This window comes from Actinomadura spongiicola (assembly GCF_003432485.1).
Lineage (GTDB): Bacteria > Actinomycetota > Actinomycetes > Streptosporangiales > Streptosporangiaceae > Spirillospora > Spirillospora spongiicola.
In genome coordinates, this window is the sequence record NZ_QVNQ01000008.1 from 315623 (window position 1) to 333408 (window position 17786).

Annotated in this window: 16 protein-coding genes; 12 read left to right on the forward strand and 4 right to left on the reverse strand. The window is 70.5% G+C overall.

Annotated features, from left to right (window positions below; translation table 11 throughout):
- Positions 1–47 precede the first annotated feature (47 nt).
- From D0T12_RS25600 to D0T12_RS25620, 5 genes are all read left to right on the forward strand, one after another.
- Positions 48–1250, forward strand: a complete 1203-nt coding sequence (locus tag D0T12_RS25600; RefSeq protein ID WP_117402311.1) for a thiolase family protein — start codon at positions 48–50, stop codon at positions 1248–1250.
- A complete protein-coding gene (locus D0T12_RS25605) occupies positions 1247–3334 on the forward strand; it encodes a 3-hydroxyacyl-CoA dehydrogenase NAD-binding domain-containing protein (RefSeq protein ID WP_117402313.1) in 2088 nt (695 codons plus the stop codon). Before D0T12_RS25600 ends, D0T12_RS25605 begins: the two co-directional genes overlap by 4 nt.
- 167 nt (positions 3335–3501) lie before the next feature.
- Positions 3502–4986, forward strand: coding sequence for an amino acid permease (locus D0T12_RS25610; RefSeq protein WP_117402315.1), 1485 nt, complete (start codon positions 3502–3504; stop codon positions 4984–4986).
- A 62-nt stretch (positions 4987–5048) separates the two neighbouring features.
- Positions 5049–6422, forward strand: a complete 1374-nt coding sequence (locus tag D0T12_RS25615; RefSeq protein ID WP_117402316.1) for an FAD-dependent oxidoreductase — start codon at positions 5049–5051, stop codon at positions 6420–6422.
- Positions 6423–6493: 71 nt separating this feature from the next.
- Positions 6494–6859, forward strand: a complete 366-nt coding sequence (locus tag D0T12_RS25620; RefSeq protein ID WP_117402317.1) for a hypothetical protein — start codon at positions 6494–6496, stop codon at positions 6857–6859.
- A 58-nt stretch (positions 6860–6917) separates the two neighbouring features.
- On the opposite strand, the gene dxs is transcribed toward D0T12_RS25620, so the two are convergent.
- Positions 6918–8858: a 1-deoxy-D-xylulose-5-phosphate synthase gene (dxs, locus tag D0T12_RS25625; RefSeq protein ID WP_117402318.1), complete on the reverse strand. Its 1941-nt coding sequence runs from the start codon at positions 8856–8858 to the stop codon at positions 6918–6920.
- Between the two features lie 144 nt (positions 8859–9002).
- Between dxs and idi the strand changes: the two genes are divergently transcribed.
- From idi to D0T12_RS25640, 3 genes are all read left to right on the forward strand, one after another.
- Positions 9003–9581 carry an isopentenyl-diphosphate Delta-isomerase gene (idi, locus tag D0T12_RS25630; protein ID WP_117402320.1) on the forward strand — a complete coding sequence of 193 codons (579 nt, stop codon included), beginning with the start codon at positions 9003–9005 and terminating at the stop codon, positions 9579–9581.
- Between the two features lie 252 nt (positions 9582–9833).
- On the forward strand, positions 9834–10262 hold the full coding sequence (locus tag D0T12_RS25635; RefSeq protein WP_117402321.1) for an ASCH domain-containing protein: 429 nt from the start codon (positions 9834–9836) through the stop codon (positions 10260–10262).
- A gap of 91 nt (positions 10263–10353) precedes the next feature.
- Positions 10354–10980: a Uma2 family endonuclease gene (locus D0T12_RS25640; protein WP_117402324.1), complete on the forward strand. Its 627-nt coding sequence runs from the start codon at positions 10354–10356 to the stop codon at positions 10978–10980.
- Here the strand turns inward: D0T12_RS25640 and mug are convergent.
- Together mug and D0T12_RS25650 are read right to left on the reverse strand one after the other, a co-directional pair.
- Complete coding sequence (gene mug / locus D0T12_RS25645; RefSeq protein ID WP_117402326.1) at positions 10967–11530, reverse strand: G/U mismatch-specific DNA glycosylase; 564 nt, start codon at positions 11528–11530, stop codon at positions 10967–10969. The genes D0T12_RS25640 and mug overlap by 14 nt on opposite strands.
- Positions 11530–12249 carry a sulfite exporter TauE/SafE family protein gene (locus tag D0T12_RS25650; RefSeq protein WP_117402328.1) on the reverse strand — a complete coding sequence of 240 codons (720 nt, stop codon included), beginning with the start codon at positions 12247–12249 and terminating at the stop codon, positions 11530–11532. The genes mug and D0T12_RS25650 overlap by 1 nt, the downstream gene beginning before the upstream one ends.
- A gap of 165 nt (positions 12250–12414) precedes the next feature.
- On the opposite strand from D0T12_RS25650, the gene D0T12_RS25655 reads away from it, so the two are divergent.
- Entirely contained in the window at positions 12415–12813 is a 399-nt protein-coding gene (locus D0T12_RS25655; RefSeq protein ID WP_147339629.1) for a hypothetical protein, read from the forward strand.
- A 39-nt stretch (positions 12814–12852) separates the two neighbouring features.
- The gene (locus D0T12_RS25660) at positions 12853–13473 is read left to right on the forward strand and encodes a LysE family translocator (protein ID WP_117402511.1); all 621 of its coding nucleotides are present in this window, start codon (positions 12853–12855) and stop codon (positions 13471–13473) included.
- A gap of 37 nt (positions 13474–13510) precedes the next feature.
- On the opposite strand, the gene acnA is transcribed toward D0T12_RS25660, so the two are convergent.
- Entirely contained in the window at positions 13511–16276 is a 2766-nt protein-coding gene (gene acnA / locus D0T12_RS25665; protein WP_117402512.1) for an aconitate hydratase AcnA, read from the reverse strand.
- Positions 16277–16490: 214 nt separating this feature from the next.
- On the opposite strand from acnA, the gene D0T12_RS25670 reads away from it, so the two are divergent.
- Together D0T12_RS25670 and D0T12_RS25675 are read left to right on the forward strand one after the other, a co-directional pair.
- Positions 16491–17405: an aminoglycoside phosphotransferase family protein gene (locus D0T12_RS25670; RefSeq protein WP_158581630.1), complete on the forward strand. Its 915-nt coding sequence runs from the start codon at positions 16491–16493 to the stop codon at positions 17403–17405.
- 100 nt (positions 17406–17505) lie between these two features.
- Entirely contained in the window at positions 17506–17784 is a 279-nt protein-coding gene (locus tag D0T12_RS25675) for a DUF1905 domain-containing protein (protein WP_117402331.1), read from the forward strand.
- Positions 17785–17786 lie beyond the last annotated feature (2 nt).

Sequence of the window (17786 nt, forward strand, 5' to 3'; positions counted from 1 at the left end):
AGCATTGGGAACGTCCCACCGGAGCCCATCGCAGGGAGGACGATCCCGTGCCTCGCACCGCACGCGACGTCGTGTTCGTCGACGGCGTCCGCACTCCGTTCGGCAAGGCGGGCCCGAAGGGCCTGTACGCGCAGACCCGCGCCGACGACATGGTCGTCCGCGCGATCCGCGAGTTGCTGCGCCGCAACCCGTCCCTGCCGCCCGAGCGGGTGGACGAGGTCGCGATCGCCGCCACCACCCAGACCGGTGACCAGGGCCTCACGATCGGACGGTCCGCCGCCGTGCTGGCCGGGCTGCCCAAGAGCGTCCCCGGCTACGCGATCGACCGGATGTGCGCGGGCGCGATGACGGCCGTCACCACGTCGGGGGCCGGGATCGCGTTCGGCTCCTACGACGTCGTCATCGCGGGCGGCGTCGAGCACATGGGACGGCATCCGATGGGCGAGGGCGTCGACCCGAACCCGCGGTTCCTCGCCGAGAAGATCGTCGACCCGTCCGCCCTGGTCATGGGCTCGACGGCGGAGAACCTGCACGACCGGTTCCCCGGCATCACCCGGGAGCGCGCGGACGCCTACGCGGTCCGCAGCCAGCGGAAGGTCGCCGACGCCTACGCCGCCGGGAAGATCCAGCCGGACCTCGTGCCCACCGCGGTCCGCTCCGCGGAGAAGGGATGGGGGCTCGCGACGCGGGACGAGCCGCCGCGTCCCGGCACGACGCTGGACGACCTCGCCGGGCTGAAGACGCCGTTCCGCGTGCACGGCAACGTCACCGCCGGGAACGCCGCCGGGCTCAACGACGGCGCCACGGCCTGCCTGCTCGCCGCCGAGGACGTCGCCGCCGAACTCGGTCTCTCCGCGCGGATGCGGCTCGTCGACTTCGCGTTCGCCGGGGTGGAGCCGGAGGTGATGGGCGTCGGGCCCGTCCCCGCCACCGAGAAGCTCCTCGCCCGCAACGCGCTGACCATGGACGACATCGGCCTCATCGAGATCAACGAGGCGTTCGCGGTGCAGGTGCTGGCGTTCCTGGACCACTTCAAGATCGCCGACGATGACGCGCGGGTGAACCCGTGGGGCGGCGCGATCGCCCTCGGCCACCCGCTCGCCTCGTCCGGCGTCCGGCTCATGAACCAGCTGGCCCGCCTGTTCGAGGAGCGCACCGACGTCCGGTACGGACTGACCACGATGTGCGTGGGCATGGGCATGGGCGGAACCGTGCTCTGGGAGAACGCCGACTGGGAGGGCGCCAAGTGAGCAGCCTCGGAGAACTCGTGGCCGACGAGGTCGTCACCCACGCCCACGTGCGGGACGTGACCCTCCCCTACGGCGCGGGCACGCTCGCGCTCATCACGCTCGACAACGGGCACGACCACACCAAGCCCAACACGTTCGGCCCCCACGGGCTCACCGAACTGAACGCCGCCCTCGACGCCGTCGCCGGGCGCGACGACATCGCGGCGGTCGGCGTCACCGGCAAGCCGTTCATCTTCGCCGTCGGCGCCGACCTCAAGGGCATCCCGCTCATCCGGGGCCGGGACGACGCCCTCGCCATCGCCAGGCTCGGCCACGACGTGTTCCGGCGGCTCGGGGAACTGCACGTCCCGTCGTTCGCCTACTACAACGGCGCGGCGATGGGCGGCGGCGTCGAGATCGGCCTGCACTGCACGTACCGGACGATCTCGTCCGGCGTCCCGGCGTTCGCGCTGCCCGAGACGTTCCTCGGCCTGGTGCCCGGCTGGGGCGGGACGTACCTGCTGCCGAACCTGATCGGCGCGGAAAAGGCGCTCAAGGTCGTCATCGACAACCCGCTCGCGCAGAACCGGATGTTGAAGGGCCCGCAGGCGCACGAGCTGGGCATCGCCGACGCGATGTTCGACCCGGCCGACTTCCTGGAGGAGTCGCTCGCCTGGACGGCCCGGGTCCTCACCGGCGAGATCACCGTCCAGCGGCCCGAGGTCGACAAGGGCAAGGCCTGGGACGACGCGGTGGCCATGGCGCGCTGGACCGTGGACGGCAAACTCCACGGCGCGGCCCCCTCCTACACGCGGGCCCTGGATCTCATCGAGGCCGCCAAGGACCGCACCCGCGACGAGGGCTTCGCCGCCGAGGACGAGGCGCTCGCCGACCTCATCATGAGCGACGAGCTGCGCGCCGGGCTGTACGCGTTCGACCTCACCCAGAAACGCGCGAAGAAGCCCGCCGGGGCGCCGGACTCGTCCCTCGCCCGTCCGGTCACCAAGGTCGGCGTCGTCGGCGCGGGCCTGATGGCCTCGCAGCTCGCGGTGCTGTTCGCGCGGCGCCTCGAAGTGCCGGTGGTGCTGACCGACCTCGACCGGGAACGGCTCGACAAGGGCGTCGGCCACGCGCACGGCGAGATCGACAAGCTGCTGGCGAAGGGGCGGCTCTCCCCCGACAAGGCCGCCCGGCTCACGTCGTTGATCACCGGTTCGCTCGGCAAGGACGCGTTCGCCGACGCCGACTTCGTCATCGAGGCCGTGTTCGAGGAGATGTCGGTCAAGCGGAAGGTGTTCGCGGAGGTCGAGGAGCACGTCTCGCCGGAGTGCGTCCTCGCGACCAACACCTCGTCGCTGTCGGTCACCGAGATGGCGTCCGGGCTGCGGCGTCCCGAACGCGTCGTCGGCTTCCACTTCTTCAACCCGGTCGCGGTCCTGCCGCTGCTGGAGATCGTCCGGGGCGAGCGGACGGACGAGGCGACGCTCGCCACCGCGTTCGCGACCGGCAAGGCGCTGCGGAAGTCGTGCGTACTGGTGAAGGACGCCCCGGCGTTCGTCGTCAACCGCGTCCTGCTGCGGTTGCTCGCCGAGATCGTCCAGGCCGTGGACGAGGGCACGCCGATCGAGACGGCCGAGCGGGCCGCGCGGCCCCTGGGTCTGCCGATGCCGCCGTTCGTGCTGATGGGCCTGGTCGGCCCCGCGATCGCGCTGCATGTGAACGAGACCCTGCACGCCGCGTTCCCCGACCGGTTCCCGCTGTCGGAGAACCTGGAGAAGCTGGTCGCGTCCGGCAAGTCCGGCGTGTACCTGCCCGACTTCACGCTTGATCCCGAGGCCGTGGAGATCTTCGCGGGCGGCGAGAAGCCGTCCACCGAACGGCAGGTCCTCGACCGGGCGCTGGCCGCCCTCGCCGACGAGATCCGGATCATGCTGGACGAGGGCGTCGTCGCGGCCCCGCAGGACATCGACCTCTGCATGATCCTCGGCGCGGGGTGGCCCTTCCACCTCGGCGGCGTCACCCCGTACCTGGACCGGACGGGCGTCTCCGAGAAGGTGACGGGCCGCCGCTTCCTGGACCCGGGAGTCGCCTCCCTGCCCGCCTGAGTTCCGTCCACGCCACCGAAAGAGGCATTCCGAACGATATTCGGAATGCCTCTTTCTGTACGTCGCCCCACGTAACGGACATGACCTCCCGATGACCTGATCATAAAGTGCGCGCGTGCGGGCATGAGGTCGACGGCGATGTCACCGGACGTGGAAGGGCACCGAGGATGAACCTGCTCCGCACGAAGTCGGTCGAGCAGTCGATCCGCGACACGGAGGAGCCGGAACATCGGCTCCGCCGCGCCCTGTCCGCGCTCGACCTGACCGTGTTCGGCGTGGGCGTGATCATCGGGACGGGCATCTTCGTGCTGACCGGCCAGGTCGCCCGGGACAAGGCCGGGCCCGCGGTCGCGCTGTCGTTCATCCTCGCCGCCGTCGTGTGCGGCCTCGCCGCGCTCTGCTATGCCGAGTTCGCCTCGACCGTCCCCGTCGCCGGGTCGGCGTACACGTTCTCCTACGCCACGCTCGGCGAGTTCCCGGCCTGGATCATCGGCTGGGACCTCATCCTGGAGATGGGCCTCGCCGCGGCGGTCGTCGCCGTCGGCTGGTCCGGCTACTTCGCCGCGCTGCTCGACGACATCGGCATCACGATCCCGGGGTCCATCGCCGACCCGCCGGGCGAGGGCGGGACGGTCAACGTCCCCGCGATCGCGCTCGTGCTCGCGGTCACGACGCTGCTGGTGATCGGCATCAAGATCTCCTCGCGGGTCAACGCGATCGTCGTCACCATCAAGGTGGCGGTGGTCCTGCTCGTCATCGTCGCCGGGCTGTTCTACGTCAAGGCCGACAACTACGACCCGTTCATCCCGCCGTCGCAGGCGGCCGAGGAGGTGGGCGGCCTCAACGCGCCGCTCATGCAGGTGCTGTTCGGCTTCACGCCCGCCACCTACGGCTGGCTCGGCGTCTTCTCCGCCCTCGCGATCGTGTTCTTCGCCTACATCGGCTTCGACATCGTCGCCACCGCCGCCGAGGAGGCCAAACGCCCCCAGCGGGACCTGCCGATCGGGCTCATCGGCTCCCTCGTCATCACCGCGATCCTGTACGCGACCGTGTCCATCGTCGTCGTCGGGATGCAGAACTACTCGCGGCTCAGCACCGACGCGCCGCTCGCGGACGCGTTCAAGGCGAACGGGCATCCCGCGTACGCCACCATCATCGACGTCGGCGCCGTCGCCGGACTCATCACCGTCGTGATGATCCTGCTGCTCGGCATGAGCCGCATCCTGTTCGCGATGAGCCGCGACGGACTCCTGCCCGCCCGGCTGTCGGCCGTCCACCCGCGCTTCGGCACCCCCTACCGGGCCACCGTCATCATGGGCGTGATCGCCGCGGTGCTCGCCGGGTTCATCCCCCTCGCCGAACTCGCCGAACTCGTCAACATCGGCACGCTGTTCGCGTTCCTCGTCGTCTCGGTCGCCGTGGTGGTGATGCGCCGCACCCGCCCCGACCTGCCGCGTGCGTTCCGGACGCCCTGGGTGCCGGTCGTCCCCGCGCTGTCGGTCCTCGGCTGCCTCTTCGTGATGATCAACCTGCCGGTCGAGACATGGCTGCGTTTCCTGGCGTGGATGGGCGTCGGCATCGTCGTCTACGCCCTGTACGGGGCCCGGAACAGCAGACTGCAGCGCTCCACCGGGACGCACGCGAAGAACTGACGTCCCGCCCCGGTCCGCCACGTGGGATTCAACGGTGTCGTTTCGGCCGTCGGGTGGGCACAATGGCGCCCATGGCACCTCCACTGCTCGTCGCGGTGATCGGCTCCGGGCCCGCGGGAATCTACGCCGCCGAGGCGCTCGTCAAACAGACCGGCGGGGACGTCCGCGTGGACCTGTTCGACCGGCTGCCGTCCCCCTACGGGCTGGTGCGCTACGGCGTCGCGCCCGACCACACGTCGATCAAGTCGATCGCCCGGTACCTGCAGAAGGTGCTGGAGAACCCGGCCGTGAGGTTCTTCGGCTGCGTCGAGCTCGGCCGCGACCTCGGCCGCGCCGACCTGCTGGAGTGCTACGACGCCGTCATCTACTCCACCGGCGCCATGGTCGACCGGCACCTGCGGATCCCCGGCGAGGACCTGCCCGGCAGCGTCGCCGCGACCGACTTCGTCAACTGGTACTGCGGGCATCCCGACGCCGCCGAGCACGCCTTCGACCTGTCGGTCGAGGAGGTCGCGGTGATCGGCGTCGGGAACGTGGCCGTCGACGTCGTCCGGATCCTCGCCAAGTCGGCGGACGAGCTGCGCGCGACCGACGTCCCCGAGGAGGTCATCGAGGCGCTGGCGCGCAGCCGCGTCAGGCGCGTCCACATGATCGGGCGGCGGGGGCCCGCGCAGGCCAAGTTCACCACCAAGGAGGCCCGGGAACTCGGCGAGCTGGAGAACGCGGGCATCCACGTCAGCCCCGCCGACATGGACCTCGACCCCGCGAGCGCCGAACTCGCCGAGACCGACCGGCACGTCCGCGGCAACATCAAGGTCCTGAACGGCTGGACGGCCGAACCGCCCGCCGACCGGCCCCGCCGCATCGACGTGCGGTTCTGGCGCGCCCCCGTCGAGATCATCGGCACCGACCGGGTCGAGGGCCTGCGCCTGGAGCGGACCCGGCTGGACGACACCGGCCGCGTCACCGGCACCGGCGAGTTCGAGACGCTGCCCGTCGGCATGGTGCTGCGGTCGGTCGGCTACCAGAGCGTCCCGCTGGACGGCGTCCCGTTCGACGAACGCAGCTCCACCGTGCCGAACGACGGTGGCCGCGTCCTCGGCCCCGACGGCGTCGTCCCCCGCGAGTACGTCGCCGGGTGGATCAAACGCGGGCCGACGGGAGTCGTCGGCACCAACAAGTCCGACGCCGCCGAGACCGTCCGCAACCTCCTCGAAGACCTGCTGGACGGGGCCGTGCGCACACCGCCGAAGCGGACCATCGAGGAACTGCTGGAGTCGCGCGTGGCGTCGCACAACCTGCGGGCCGTCACCTACGACGACTGGCTCAACCTCGACGCCGCCGAGATCGCCCTCGCCCGCAGGCTCGACCGCGGCGAACGGGTCAAGCTGGCCCGCTGGGACGCGATGACGTCCGCGTGCCACACCCGTAAATAATCCGGCCGCGCCGCGATATCCGACCCGGAAGGTAGTGACGAGACCGTCACTCTGGCGCTACGGTGCGGCCTGTGACCGGCGGTCCGCAACTGTACGGGTTCCCTCCACCCGAAACGGTCCCCGACCTCAGGTGGCTCGGCCCCGACTACGTTTCCGTGCTCGTGCGCGACCTGACGCGGGGCCTCCTGCGCCAGGACCCGCGCACGTCCGTCATGGGCGTCCGGTGCGAGGGCGAGCCCCGACTCGACCCCCTGGTCGACACCTCCGGCGTCATCCGCGCGCACGACGCGTGCTTCCCGCTCCAGGTCTTCGTCCGCGACGGCTCGGGACGCCTGTGGCGCCTGCGCGGACGATGGACGTACTCGGGCCGAGGACTCGGCACGTCCGCGGCGTCCATCACCCACTCCTGGCATCTGCTGTCCGCCGAGGGCGTCTAGAGCATGTGTCGAAGTGCCTCACACCGCACGCGAACGCGTGGCCCGGGACTGAAAAACACTAATCCCGGTCGGAGGTCTCCCGGTCCGACGCCTCGGCCGGGGCGTGCGCCTCGGTCGAGGTGATCCGCGCGGTGTGCTCGGTGATGTCGCGGGCCAGCGCCTGCGGTGTCAGGCCGATGTCGACGAGGATCTCACCGCGTGCGGCGTGGTCGAGGAACTCCTGCGGGATGCCGAACGTGCGGATCGGCGCGTCGACCTCGGCGTCGCGCAGCAGCCGGGCGACGGCGTCGCCGACGGCGCCGGCGCGGCCGTTGTCCTCCGCGACGGCGACGAGCGAATGCTCGCGGGCCAGGCCGGCGAGCGCCGGGTCGAGCGGCTTCACCCACCGCGGGTCGACGACGGTGACGCCGATGCCCTGCGCGGCGATGAGCTCGGCGGCCTCCATCACCGCGGTCCCCAGCGCTCCCACCGCGACGAGCAGGACGCGGGCGCCGTTGGAGCCGTCGTGGCGGGCCAGCACGTCCATGGTGCCGACCGTGTCGATCGCTTCGATGTCGTCGGCGGCGGGACCCTTCGGGTACCGGATCGCGGTCGGGCCGTCCGACACGGCGACGCACTCGCGCAGCAGCTCGCGCAGCCGGGCGCCGTCCCGCGGCACGGCGACGCGCATCCCGGGGACGAGCTGGAGAATCGACATGTCCCACATGCCGTTGTGGCTGGGACCGTCGTCACCGGTCACGCCCGAACGGTCCAGCGCGAACGTGACGGCCTGCCCGTGCAGCGCCGTGTCCATGAGGACCTGGTCGAACGCACGGTTCAGGAACGTCGCGTACACGGCCACGACCGGGTGCAGGCCGCCCATCGCCAGCCCCGTCGCGGACGTGACGGCGTGCTGCTCGGCGATGCCGACGTCGAAGATGCGGTCGGGGAACGCCTCGGCGAACGGGGCGAGGCCCACCGGGTGGAGCATCGCGGCGGTGATGCCGACCACGTCGCCGCGCTCGCGGCCGATCGCCACCATCTCTTCGCCGAAGATGCTCGTCCAGGCGGGGCCGCCCTTCTTGCGGACGAACTCGCCCGTGGCGGGGTCGAACGCGCCGCCGCCGTGCATGCAGTCCTCGTCGTCGTTCTCCGCCGGGGCGTAGCCGCGCCCCTTCGTGGTGATGCAGTGCACGATGACGGGACGGCCGAACCCGCGGGCCCGGCGCAGCGCGCGTTCGACGGCGTCCTCGTCGTGACCGTCGATCGGGCCGACGTACTTGATGCCGAGGTCCTCGAACATGGCCTGCGGTTGCAGGACGTCCTTGATGCCCTTCTTGATGCCGTGCAGCGCCTCGTAGGTGATGCCGCCGAGGACCGGGGCGCGCGGCACGGTCTTCTTGATGAGGCTGAGCGCGTTCTCGTAGCCCTGCGTGACCCGCAGGTCGGCGAGGTGGGACGCGAGTCCGCCGATCGTCGGCGCGTACGAGCGGCCGTTGTCGTTGACGACGATGATGACCGGACGGTCGGCGCCCGCCGCGATGTTGTTGAGCGCCTCCCAGCACATGCCGCCCGTCAGCGCGCCGTCCCCGACGACCGCGACCACGGCCCGGTCGTCCTCACCGCGGAGCTGGAACGCCTTGGCGAACCCGTCGGCGTACGACAGCGCGGTCGACGCGTGCGAGTTCTCGATGATGTCGTGCTCGGACTCGGCGCGGCTGGGGTAGCCCGACAGCCCGCCGCGCCGGCGCAGCCGGTCGAAGTCGTGCCGCCCGGTCAGCAGCTTGTGCACGTACGCCTGATGCCCGGTGTCGAACAGGAACTTGTCGTGCGGCGAGTCGAACACCCGGTGCAACGCGATCGTCAGTTCGACCGCGCCGAGGTTGGGACCCAGGTGGCCGCCCGTCTTGGAGACCGCCTGGACGAGGAACTCGCGGATCTCCTCCGCGAGTTGAGACAGTTGAGCGGCGTCCAGTCGTTTGAGGTCCCCCGGACCCGAGATCGACTCCAGCAAGCTCACTCGCTCTCAACTCCTCCGTCGCGTCTCCCCCGGCACGGGCCGTTCCGAGTTTAATCCCGGTTCGCCCACGACGCGCCGGAGACCCACGCCCACCGCGCCGCGAAACGACTGACCCCGACCCCCCGCATGGGGTAGTAAGAAAGCATGGTCGTCGAAGAGATCGTGCTGCTCAACGCGGACGACGAGGCCGTCGGGACGGCTCCGAAACACGCGAGCCATCACACCGACACGCCCTACCACCTGGCATTTTCATGCTATGTCGTCGATACGGAGGGTCGCGTTCTGATCACTCAGCGCGCCCTAGGAAAACGGACATTCCCGGGCGTATGGACGGGAAGCTGCTGCGGCCACCCCGGCCCCGGCGAGGGTCTCCGCGACGCCGTCCTCCGGCGACTGCGCGACGAACTCGGCCTCCCGGGCGCGGACCTCACCTCCGTCCTGCCCCGGTTCCAGTACCGGGCCGTCGCGGGGGACGGGACCGTCGAGAACGAACGCTGCCCGGTCGTCCGTGCCACCGTCCCCGCGCACGGGGCCGTCCACCCGAACCCCGAGGAGGTCGAACGCGCCGAGTGGTGGACCTGGGAGCGCTGCCTGGAGCTCACCGAACGACCCGAGGCTTCACCCTGGTACCGCCTCCAACTCGCCGAACTCGCGCCGCTCGGCGCGCCCCGAGACTGGCCGGACGCGGGACGGCACGACCTGCCCCCCGCCCTGAGCTGGTAGCCGGAAGCCCCACCGGCCCCGTCAACCACTCGGCCACCTCGCGCGTCACACGGATGATCAGAGGAGAGACCGCACCGGGAATCGAACGGACGTCCGATATTCCGGGGCGGCAGCGACCCGCTCACCTCCTCCACTGGAATTTCCGTCGGGATGCGCCTAACCTCTCGGGCATCACTGCGCGGTGTACCGGCGTCTCGCCGGGCCTCGGGGGATCCCGTGGCGGTGGAGAAGGCGAGCACTGGAGGTGACCGCGTGCAGGCGATCAGTGTTCAGCAGCCCTGGGCTTTCGCGATCGCGCGAGGCGGCAAGTCCGTCTCGAACCAGGGCATGCCGACCGCCTACCGCGGCCCGCTCCTCGTCCACGCGTCCATGCGCGTCGACCTGAAGGCCTGCGACTCCCCGCTCATCCAGGCCGCCGGCTGGGACCCCCGCGACCCCCTGGCGACCATCGGCGCCGTCATCGCCGTCGCCGACCTCGACCACGTCTGCTCGCCCACCGACATCTGCGACTGCGGCCCCTGGGCGGAACCCGGAATGCACCACTGGCACCTCAGCGAGGTCCGCGCCCTCCCCCGCCCCATCGTGGCCCTCGGCCGCCCCGGCCTCTGGGAACCGAAACCGTCCCTCGTCACCGCGGTCACCACGATGTTCACCACCGCCGCCCTCAACAACGCCACCTGAGAGTAAAGAGACCGCTACGCTAGGTCGCGACACTCGGGCGGGGTAATCTGGTGCCTGCATGGATCTGTCATGCCACCAACGGGAGCGGAACATGAGCGTCGCGCACGATCATGGCGGGCATGGCCCGTACACGGTGGAAGACCTGCACGCCCGAGAGGACGAAGGCCGAGGCCTGGAACTCGAGGACGGGTGGCTGATCGAGGTGTCTGCGAGCTCGCCGCACAACTGGGTGTCGATGCATCTCTGGGAGCTCCTGAAAGCCGCCGCCGCGAACGCCGAGGTATTCGTCGCTCTCGGTGGCGAATGGGAGATCAGCACCCCCGCGGGCATTCGCAAACCAGATCTCTTCGTGGTGCCCAAGAGCATGGCGCGCGCATCGATCGTGAACCGCGACCCGGTCATCATCCCGGGTTCGGAGCTACTTCTCGTCGTCGAGGTGATCTCCCCCGGTAGCGGGAGCGAACGGACCGACCGTGTGAAGAAGCTCAGCGATTACGCCGCGATCGGGATTCCGCAGTACTGGATCGTCGAGTTCACTCCGCTACCCAAGGTCCAGGTTTTCGTCCTCGACCAAGACGGCACATCCTATTGGCCGGGAGGCGTAGGTACCTACCGCCTGGACCGGACGGTGGAAGCCGGGGAGACGCTGGACGCCAAGATCGAAGCCGAGAAGCCGTTCACCGTCCGGTTCGACCCGCAGACGCTCACGGAGTTCTGAGAGCGTCGGCGGCCTCGCGGAGGCGGGTGAACTCGGCGGCGATGCGGGCGAGGGGCCAGGACGCGTTGAGGCCGCTCGGGTTTGGAAGGACCCAGACTCTCGCGGGGCCGAACATGTCGTCCTGCGGGCCGATCTGGGTGCGAGGGCGGCCGAAGGCGGTGCGGTAGGCGGTGACGCCCGCGACGGCGAGGTAGGCCGGACGGTACCGCTCGACGAGGGCGGTGAGGCGGCGTCCGCCCTCGCGCAGTTCCGTGTCGGTCAGCTCGTCGGCGCGGGCCGTGGTGCGGTGCGCCAGGTTGGTGATGCCGAGCCCGTAGGAGGGCAGCAGGTCCTGCTCGGACGGGTCCAGAAGGCGGTCGGTGAAGCCCGAACGGTACAGGGCGGGCCAGAACCGGTTGCCGGGCCGGGCGAAGTGGTGGCCGGTGGCGCCCGAGTAGAGACCGGGGTTGATGCCGCTGAACAGGACCCGGAGCGTCCCACCGTCCGGAGGCAGGACGTCGGGGATGACACGGTCGCGGGCGGCCTCCAGATCGGCCTTCGTGGGGCGCATCAGATCAGGTTACGGGCGATGAGGGCCACCGCGGACGCGCCCACGACGACGAGGAGCGCGAGGCGGAGGCGTCCGGCGTCCAGGTAGCCGCGCAGCGGCCCGGCGAGAACGAACCCGGCCAGGACGAACGGCAGCAGTTCCAGACCCGCGGTGATCTGCCGGGCGGGTAGCTGCCCGGCGGCGGCGAGGGTCGCCAGCGACAGCATCGCGCCCGCGACGAAGAACACGGCGAGGGTCGCGCGGACGCGGGGTCCGCTCTCCCGCTGGTACAGCAGGGCGAGCGGTGGGCCGCCGATGCCGGACGCCGTGCCGGTGGCACCGGAGATGACCCCGGCGGTGGTGAGGGTCCCCCGGTTCCTCGGCACCTCCCGCGACCAGGTGGTGGCGGCGAGCGCGGCGAGGACGACGACGCCGATGACGATGCCGAGGGCGCGGGCGGGAACGGCCGCGACGAGCAGGACGCCGAGCGGTGTTCCGGCGACGCGGCCGCCGAACGCCCAGCCGAGACCGCGCAGGTCGGCGTCCCGTACCTCCTGGGTGAGGGTCGCGAGCGGCAGAACCGCGGCGACCACGAGGATCGCCCCCGGCATCAGCGACGGGAACAGCATCGTCACGATCGGGGTCGCGACCAACCCGACGCCCAGACCGACGCTGCTCTGGACGATCGCGCCGACCAGCGCGGCCAGCCCGCCGATCAGGAGGAAGTCAAGATCCGGCACGCCGTAGAACGGTACAGGCCGCTGGAAACGGACGTTCTGCCGCTGTCTCCGGCGGTCCGGGTCGATCTATCCTTGCGGTCGGTGCGGCGCGTCCCCGGGAGGATGCCCGCGACTGAGCGGGCCCGAGGGTGACAGTTCGCCGCCGCCCCCGAGGAGGCGATCGCCGTGAACGTTGTGATGTGGCTCTGTCAGGGGTTATTGGTCGTTCTGCTGGTGCCGCAGGGCGTCGTGGGAATGCGGCACATGATCGTCCGATGGCGGAAACCCATGATCGCCCAGGGAGGCGACGGGCTGGTGGCGCTGGCGGGCGGAGTTCCGACGGGCGCGTTCCCCGCCTGGCTCATCGTCGCCGACTGCCTGGTGTCGTTGCTCGTTCCGGTGCTGGTCGTCGTTCCGTGGTGGACGGGCTGGTATCCGGTGGTGACGCCTGTGGCCGCAGCCGGGCTGGTCGTCTTCAACGTGCTGCAACTCGCGACGAGCTACGGGCGCATGTTCGCTCGCGCCCTGGTCGTGACCGGGGCGCCGGCACTGGTCGTGGCCCTGGTGGGATTCGCCGAGCTGTAAGGCTTCAAAGGGGCGGACGCTCCTGAGAGAATGATCCTCATGCTGACGGCCTGCATCGCCTTCGCCGTCGTGGCCGCCCTGATGACGATCACTCCGGGCGTGGACACGATGCTCGTCCTGCGTACGACCGTGACCAGTGGTCGGCGGACCGGTTATCTCGCCAGTGTGGGGGTCGTCACCGGGTTGCTGTGCTGGGCGGCGGCGAGCGCCGCCGGGTTGACCGCGCTGCTGGCGGCGTCCCGTGTCGCGTTCGACGTGCTGCGCGTCGCGGGCGCCTGCTACCTGCTGTGGCTGGGCGGGCAGGCGCTGTGGCGGAACCGCCGGAAGGTGCGCGACGGCGAGGACGCCCCGGACACGAGCGTCTCCGGGTTGACCGCGCTGCGCGTCGGGCTGACGAGCAACCTGCTCAACCCCAAGGTCGGCGTCTTCTACATGAGCATGCTGCCGCAGTTCATCCCGGACGGAGCTCCGACGTTCGCGACGAGCATGCTGTTCGGCGTCATCCACGTCCTGGAGGGGCTGCTGTGGCTCCTGGTCGTCGTCCTCGCGGCGGGGGCGGCGCGCGGTGTTCTGACGCGTCCGGCCGTCAAGCGGCGCCTTCAGCAGGTCACCGGGGTGGCGTTCATCGGATTCGGCGTGCGCGTGGCCGTCGAACGGTGAAGCGGGCCGCCCCCCGCGAGGGGCGGCCCGTACACGGCTACTTGCGGATGAGGTTGCGCAGGACGTACTGGAGGATGCCGCCGTTGCGGTAGTAGTCCGCCTCACCGGGAGTGTCGATGCGGACGGTCGCGGAGAACTCCTTGCCGTCGGCGCGGACGGTGACCTCGTCCGGGACGCCGCCCTCGTTCATCGCGGTGACGCCGGTGATGTCGAACGTCTCGGTGCCGGTGAGGCCGAGGGACTCGGCGGACTCGCCGTCCTTGAACTGGAGCGGCAGCACCCCGAGGCCGATGAGGTTCGAGCGGTGGATGCGCTCGTACGACTCGGCGATGACGGCGCGGACGCCGAGCAGCGCCGTGCCCTTGGCCGCCCAGTCGCGCGACGACCCGGAGCCGTACTCCTTGCCCGCGATGACGACGAGCGGCGTGCCCTGCGCGGCGTAGTTCTGCGCGGCGTCGTAGATGAACGACTGGGGCGCGCCCTCCTGGGTGAAGTCGCGGGTGAAGCCGCCCTCGACGTCGTCGAGGAGCTGGTTGCGGAGCCGGATGTTCGCGAACGTCCCGCGGATCATGACCTCGTGGTTGCCGCGACGCGAGCCGTAGGAGTTGAAGTCCTTGACGGCGACGCCGTTGTCCTGGAGGTACTGCGCGGCGGGCGTGCCGACCTTGATGGCCCCGGCCGGGGAGATGTGGTCGGTGGTGACCGAGTCGCCGAGCTTGGCGAGCACCCGCGCGCCGTGGATGTCGGTGACGGGCTCCGGCTCGGCGCTCATGCCGTCGAAGTACGGGGCCTTGCGGACGTAGGTGGACGACGGGTCCCACTCGAACAGGTCGCCGGTGGGGATGTCCAGGCCGGTCCAGCGCTCGTCGCCCTTGAAGACGTCGGCGTAGCTCGCCGCGAACATCTCCTGGCCGATGGACGACTCGACGATCGCGGCGACGTCCTCGGGCGCGGGCCAGATGTCGCGCAGGTACACCGGGCCGTCGGCGCCGTCGGCGATCGGGTCGTTGAGGATGTCGACGTCCATCGTCCCCGCGAGCGCGTAGGCGATGACGAGCGGCGGCGACGCGAGGTAGTTCATCTTCACGTCGGGGCTGATGCGTCCCTCGAAGTTGCGGTTGCCGGACAGCACCGCCGTGACCGCGAGGTCGTTGTCGTTGACGGCCTTGGAGATCTCCGGCTGGAGCGGGCCGGTGTTGCCGATGCAGGTGGTGCAGCCGTACCCGACCAGGTTGAAGCCGATCTTGTCGAGGTAGGGGGTCAGCCCGGCGCGTTCGAGGTAGTCGGTGACGACCTGCGACCCGGGCGCGAGGGAGGTCTTCACCCACGGCTTGCGGGTGAGGCCCTTCTCCACCGCGTTCTTCGCCAGCAGCGCCGCGCCGATCATCACGTACGGGTTGGACGTGTTGGTGCAGGACGTGATGGCGGCGACGGCGACATGGCCGTGGTCGAGTTCGAACTCCGTCCCGTCCTCCAGCGTCACCGGGACCCGCTTGTGCGGACGGTTCGAGCCGTCGGGGTCGACCTGCCGCGGCTTGTCCCCGTTGCTCTGCCGGGTGACCGCCGGGCTGTCGGAGGCGGGGAAGCTCTCGTTGGACGCCTCGTCCAGCGTGCCGAGCACGCTTCCGACGTAGTTCTGCACGTCCCGCCGCCAGGTCGTCTTGGCCTCGGCGAGGGAGATGCGGTCCTGGGGGCGCTTGGGGCCGGCCAGCGACGGGACGACCGTCGCCAGGTCGAGCTCCAGGTACTCGGAGAACTCCGGCTCGACGGACGGGTCGAGCCACAGCCCCTGCGCCTTGGCGTACGCCTCGACGAGCGCGATCTGCTCCTCGCTGCGCCCGGTGAGCCGCAGGTAGCTCAGCGTCTCGTCGTCGATCGGGAAGATGGCGCAGGTGGAGCCGAACTCGGGGCTCATGTTGCCGATCGTGGCGCGGTTCGCCAGCGGCAGGGCGTGGACGCCCTCGCCGTAGAACTCGACGAACTTGCCGACCACGCCGTGCTCGCGCAGCATCTCGGTGACGGTCAGCACCAGGTCGGTCGCGGTCGTCCCGGCGGGCAGCTCACCGCTCAGTTTGAAGCCCACCACGCGCGGGATGAGCATGGAGATCGGCTGGCCGAGCATCGCGGCCTCCGCCTCGATGCCGCCGACGCCCCACCCGAGCACGCCGATGCCGTTCTCCATCGTGGTGTGCGAGTCGGTGCCGACGCACGTGTCGGGGTAGGCGACGCCGTCGCGGTCGAACACGACGCGTGCGAGGTGCTCGATGTTCACCTGGTGGACGATGCCGGTGCCGGGCGGGACGACCTTGAACTCGTCGAACGCCGTCTGCCCCCACCGCAGGAACTGGTACCGCTCCCGGTTGCGCTCGTACTCCCGCTGTACGTTGCGCTCGAACGCGTCCGGGGAGCCGAAGTAGTCGACGATGACCGAGTGGTCGATGACCATCTCCGCGGGCGCCAGCGGGTTGATCCTGCTCGCGTCGCCGCCGAGGTCGCGGACGGCCTCGCGCATCGTGGCGAGGTCCACCACACAGGGCACGCCGGTGAAGTCCTGCATGATCACCCGGGCGGGGGTGAACTGGATCTCCTTGTTCGGCTGCGCCTTGGGGTCCCACTGGCCGAGCGCGCGGATGTGCTCCGCCGTGACGTTCGCGCCGTCCTCGGTGCGCAGCAGGTTCTCCAGCAGCACCTTGAGGCTGTACGGGAGTCGGGCCGAGCCCTCGACGGCGTCCAGCCGGTAGATGTCGTACGACTTATCGCCAACCTGCAGCTTGTCAAGGCTGCCGAAGCTGTTCGCGGACACGGACTCCTCCTCCGTCACCACCGCGCGTCCGGTCCGGGACATGAGCACGCGGCGTATCATCTCGATCTCGTACGTCGATCCTGCCCTAGCCGGGCTTCTGACCGGGAATCAGGTCCGGCTAACTTCCACCGCTCTTCTCTTGATGTCAAGCTACTTCCAATTTATCTCGACATCGAGTTACTTGCATCCCGGTGGAGATGGCAGAGTTGACGTCGTGATCACTCCTCCTCCCGTTCTCGTCCGGAACGCGCTCGGCGTCTGGGGCGCGGACGGCCGCCGCTGGCTGGACGACCTGCCCCGCATCGCCGACGCCGTCGCCCGGGACTGGGGCCTGCGTCTCGGGCGCCCCTACGCGCTGAGCTACCACTGGGTGGCGGAGGCGACACGGGAGGACGGGTCGGCGGCCGTGCTGAAGCTCGGCCCGACCCGGCCCGGCCACCTCGCCGTGGAGGCGGCGGCGCTGGAGTTCTACGACGGGCGCGGCGCCGTCCGGCTGCTGGCCCACGACGCGGAACGCGGCGCGCTGCTGCTGGAACGTGCCACCCCCGGGACGCTCGCCCGTGACCTCGTCCCCGAGCGGGACGAGGACGCCACGGCCGCGGTGATCGACGTGATCCGGCGGCTGCACCGGCCGGCACCACCCGAGAGCCCGCTCCCCGATCTCGTCAAGGCGGGCGCGGCGTTCACGAGGCACCTGGACCGGTTCCCCGGGGACGCCCCGCTGCCCCGGCACCTGGTGGAGCGGGCCGCGAAGCTCTTCGAGGAACTGTGCGGCGACGCGACGGAACGGGTCGTCCTGCACGGCGACCTGCACCACGACAACGTGCTGCGGGCCGAGCGGGAGCCGTGGCTGGCCATCGACCCGCACGGCTACGTCGGCGACCCCGGCTACGAGACGGGCGCCCTGCTCTACAACCCCGACCCCGACGACCGCGACGACGCCCTGCTCAAGCTGGTGCCCGCGCGGATCGAGCAGCTCGCGGACGGTCTCGGCATGCCGCGCGAGCGGGTGGAGGCATGGGGCTTCGCCGTGTGCGTGCTCTCCGAGGTGTGGACGACCGAGGACGGCGGCGACCCGGACGGCCGTCCCCTCGACGTCGCGCTCCAACTCCTCCCCCGGCTGAGCTGAAGCGCACGCAGCGAAGCGCACATTTCGTCGGGTGCGGCGATGAGATTCGGAGTCGAGGACGGTCTACATCTGAGAACGACACCCTCAGAGAGGACGCACCATGACCACGAGTCTCGACAAGCGATTCACCGCGACCCTGCGGAAGAGCCCGGCCAAGGGCGGCTGGACGTACGTGATCTGGCCCGAGTCGGCGGAGTTCTTCGGAACGCGGGGCCTGGTCAAGGTCAAGGGGACCATCGACGGGCACCCGTTCCAGGGCTCGTTCATGGCGCTCGGCGACGGCAACCACAAGCTGGCCGTGAAGGCGGAGGTCCGCGAGGCGCTCGGCAAGGACGTCGGCGACGACATCACCGTCCACCTGACCGAACGCCTCCGGTAAAT

Coding starts and splice junctions, on each gene's coding strand:
- D0T12_RS25610 (WP_117402315.1), top strand. CDS start 3,502: ATGAACCTGCTCCGCACGAAGTCGGTCGAGCAGTCGATCCGCGACACG.
- D0T12_RS25615 (WP_117402316.1), top strand. CDS start 5,049: ATGGCGCCCATGGCACCTCCACTGCTCGTCGCGGTGATCGGCTCCGGG.
- idi (WP_117402320.1), top strand. CDS start 9,003: ATGGTCGTCGAAGAGATCGTGCTGCTCAACGCGGACGACGAGGCCGTC.
- D0T12_RS25640 (WP_117402324.1), top strand. CDS start 10,354: ATGAGCGTCGCGCACGATCATGGCGGGCATGGCCCGTACACGGTGGAA.
- mug (WP_117402326.1), bottom strand. CDS start 11,530: ATGCGCCCCACGAAGGCCGATCTGGAGGCCGCCCGCGACCGTGTCATC.
- D0T12_RS25660 (WP_117402511.1), top strand. CDS start 12,853: ATGCTGACGGCCTGCATCGCCTTCGCCGTCGTGGCCGCCCTGATGACG.
- D0T12_RS25675 (WP_117402331.1), top strand. CDS start 17,506: ATGACCACGAGTCTCGACAAGCGATTCACCGCGACCCTGCGGAAGAGC.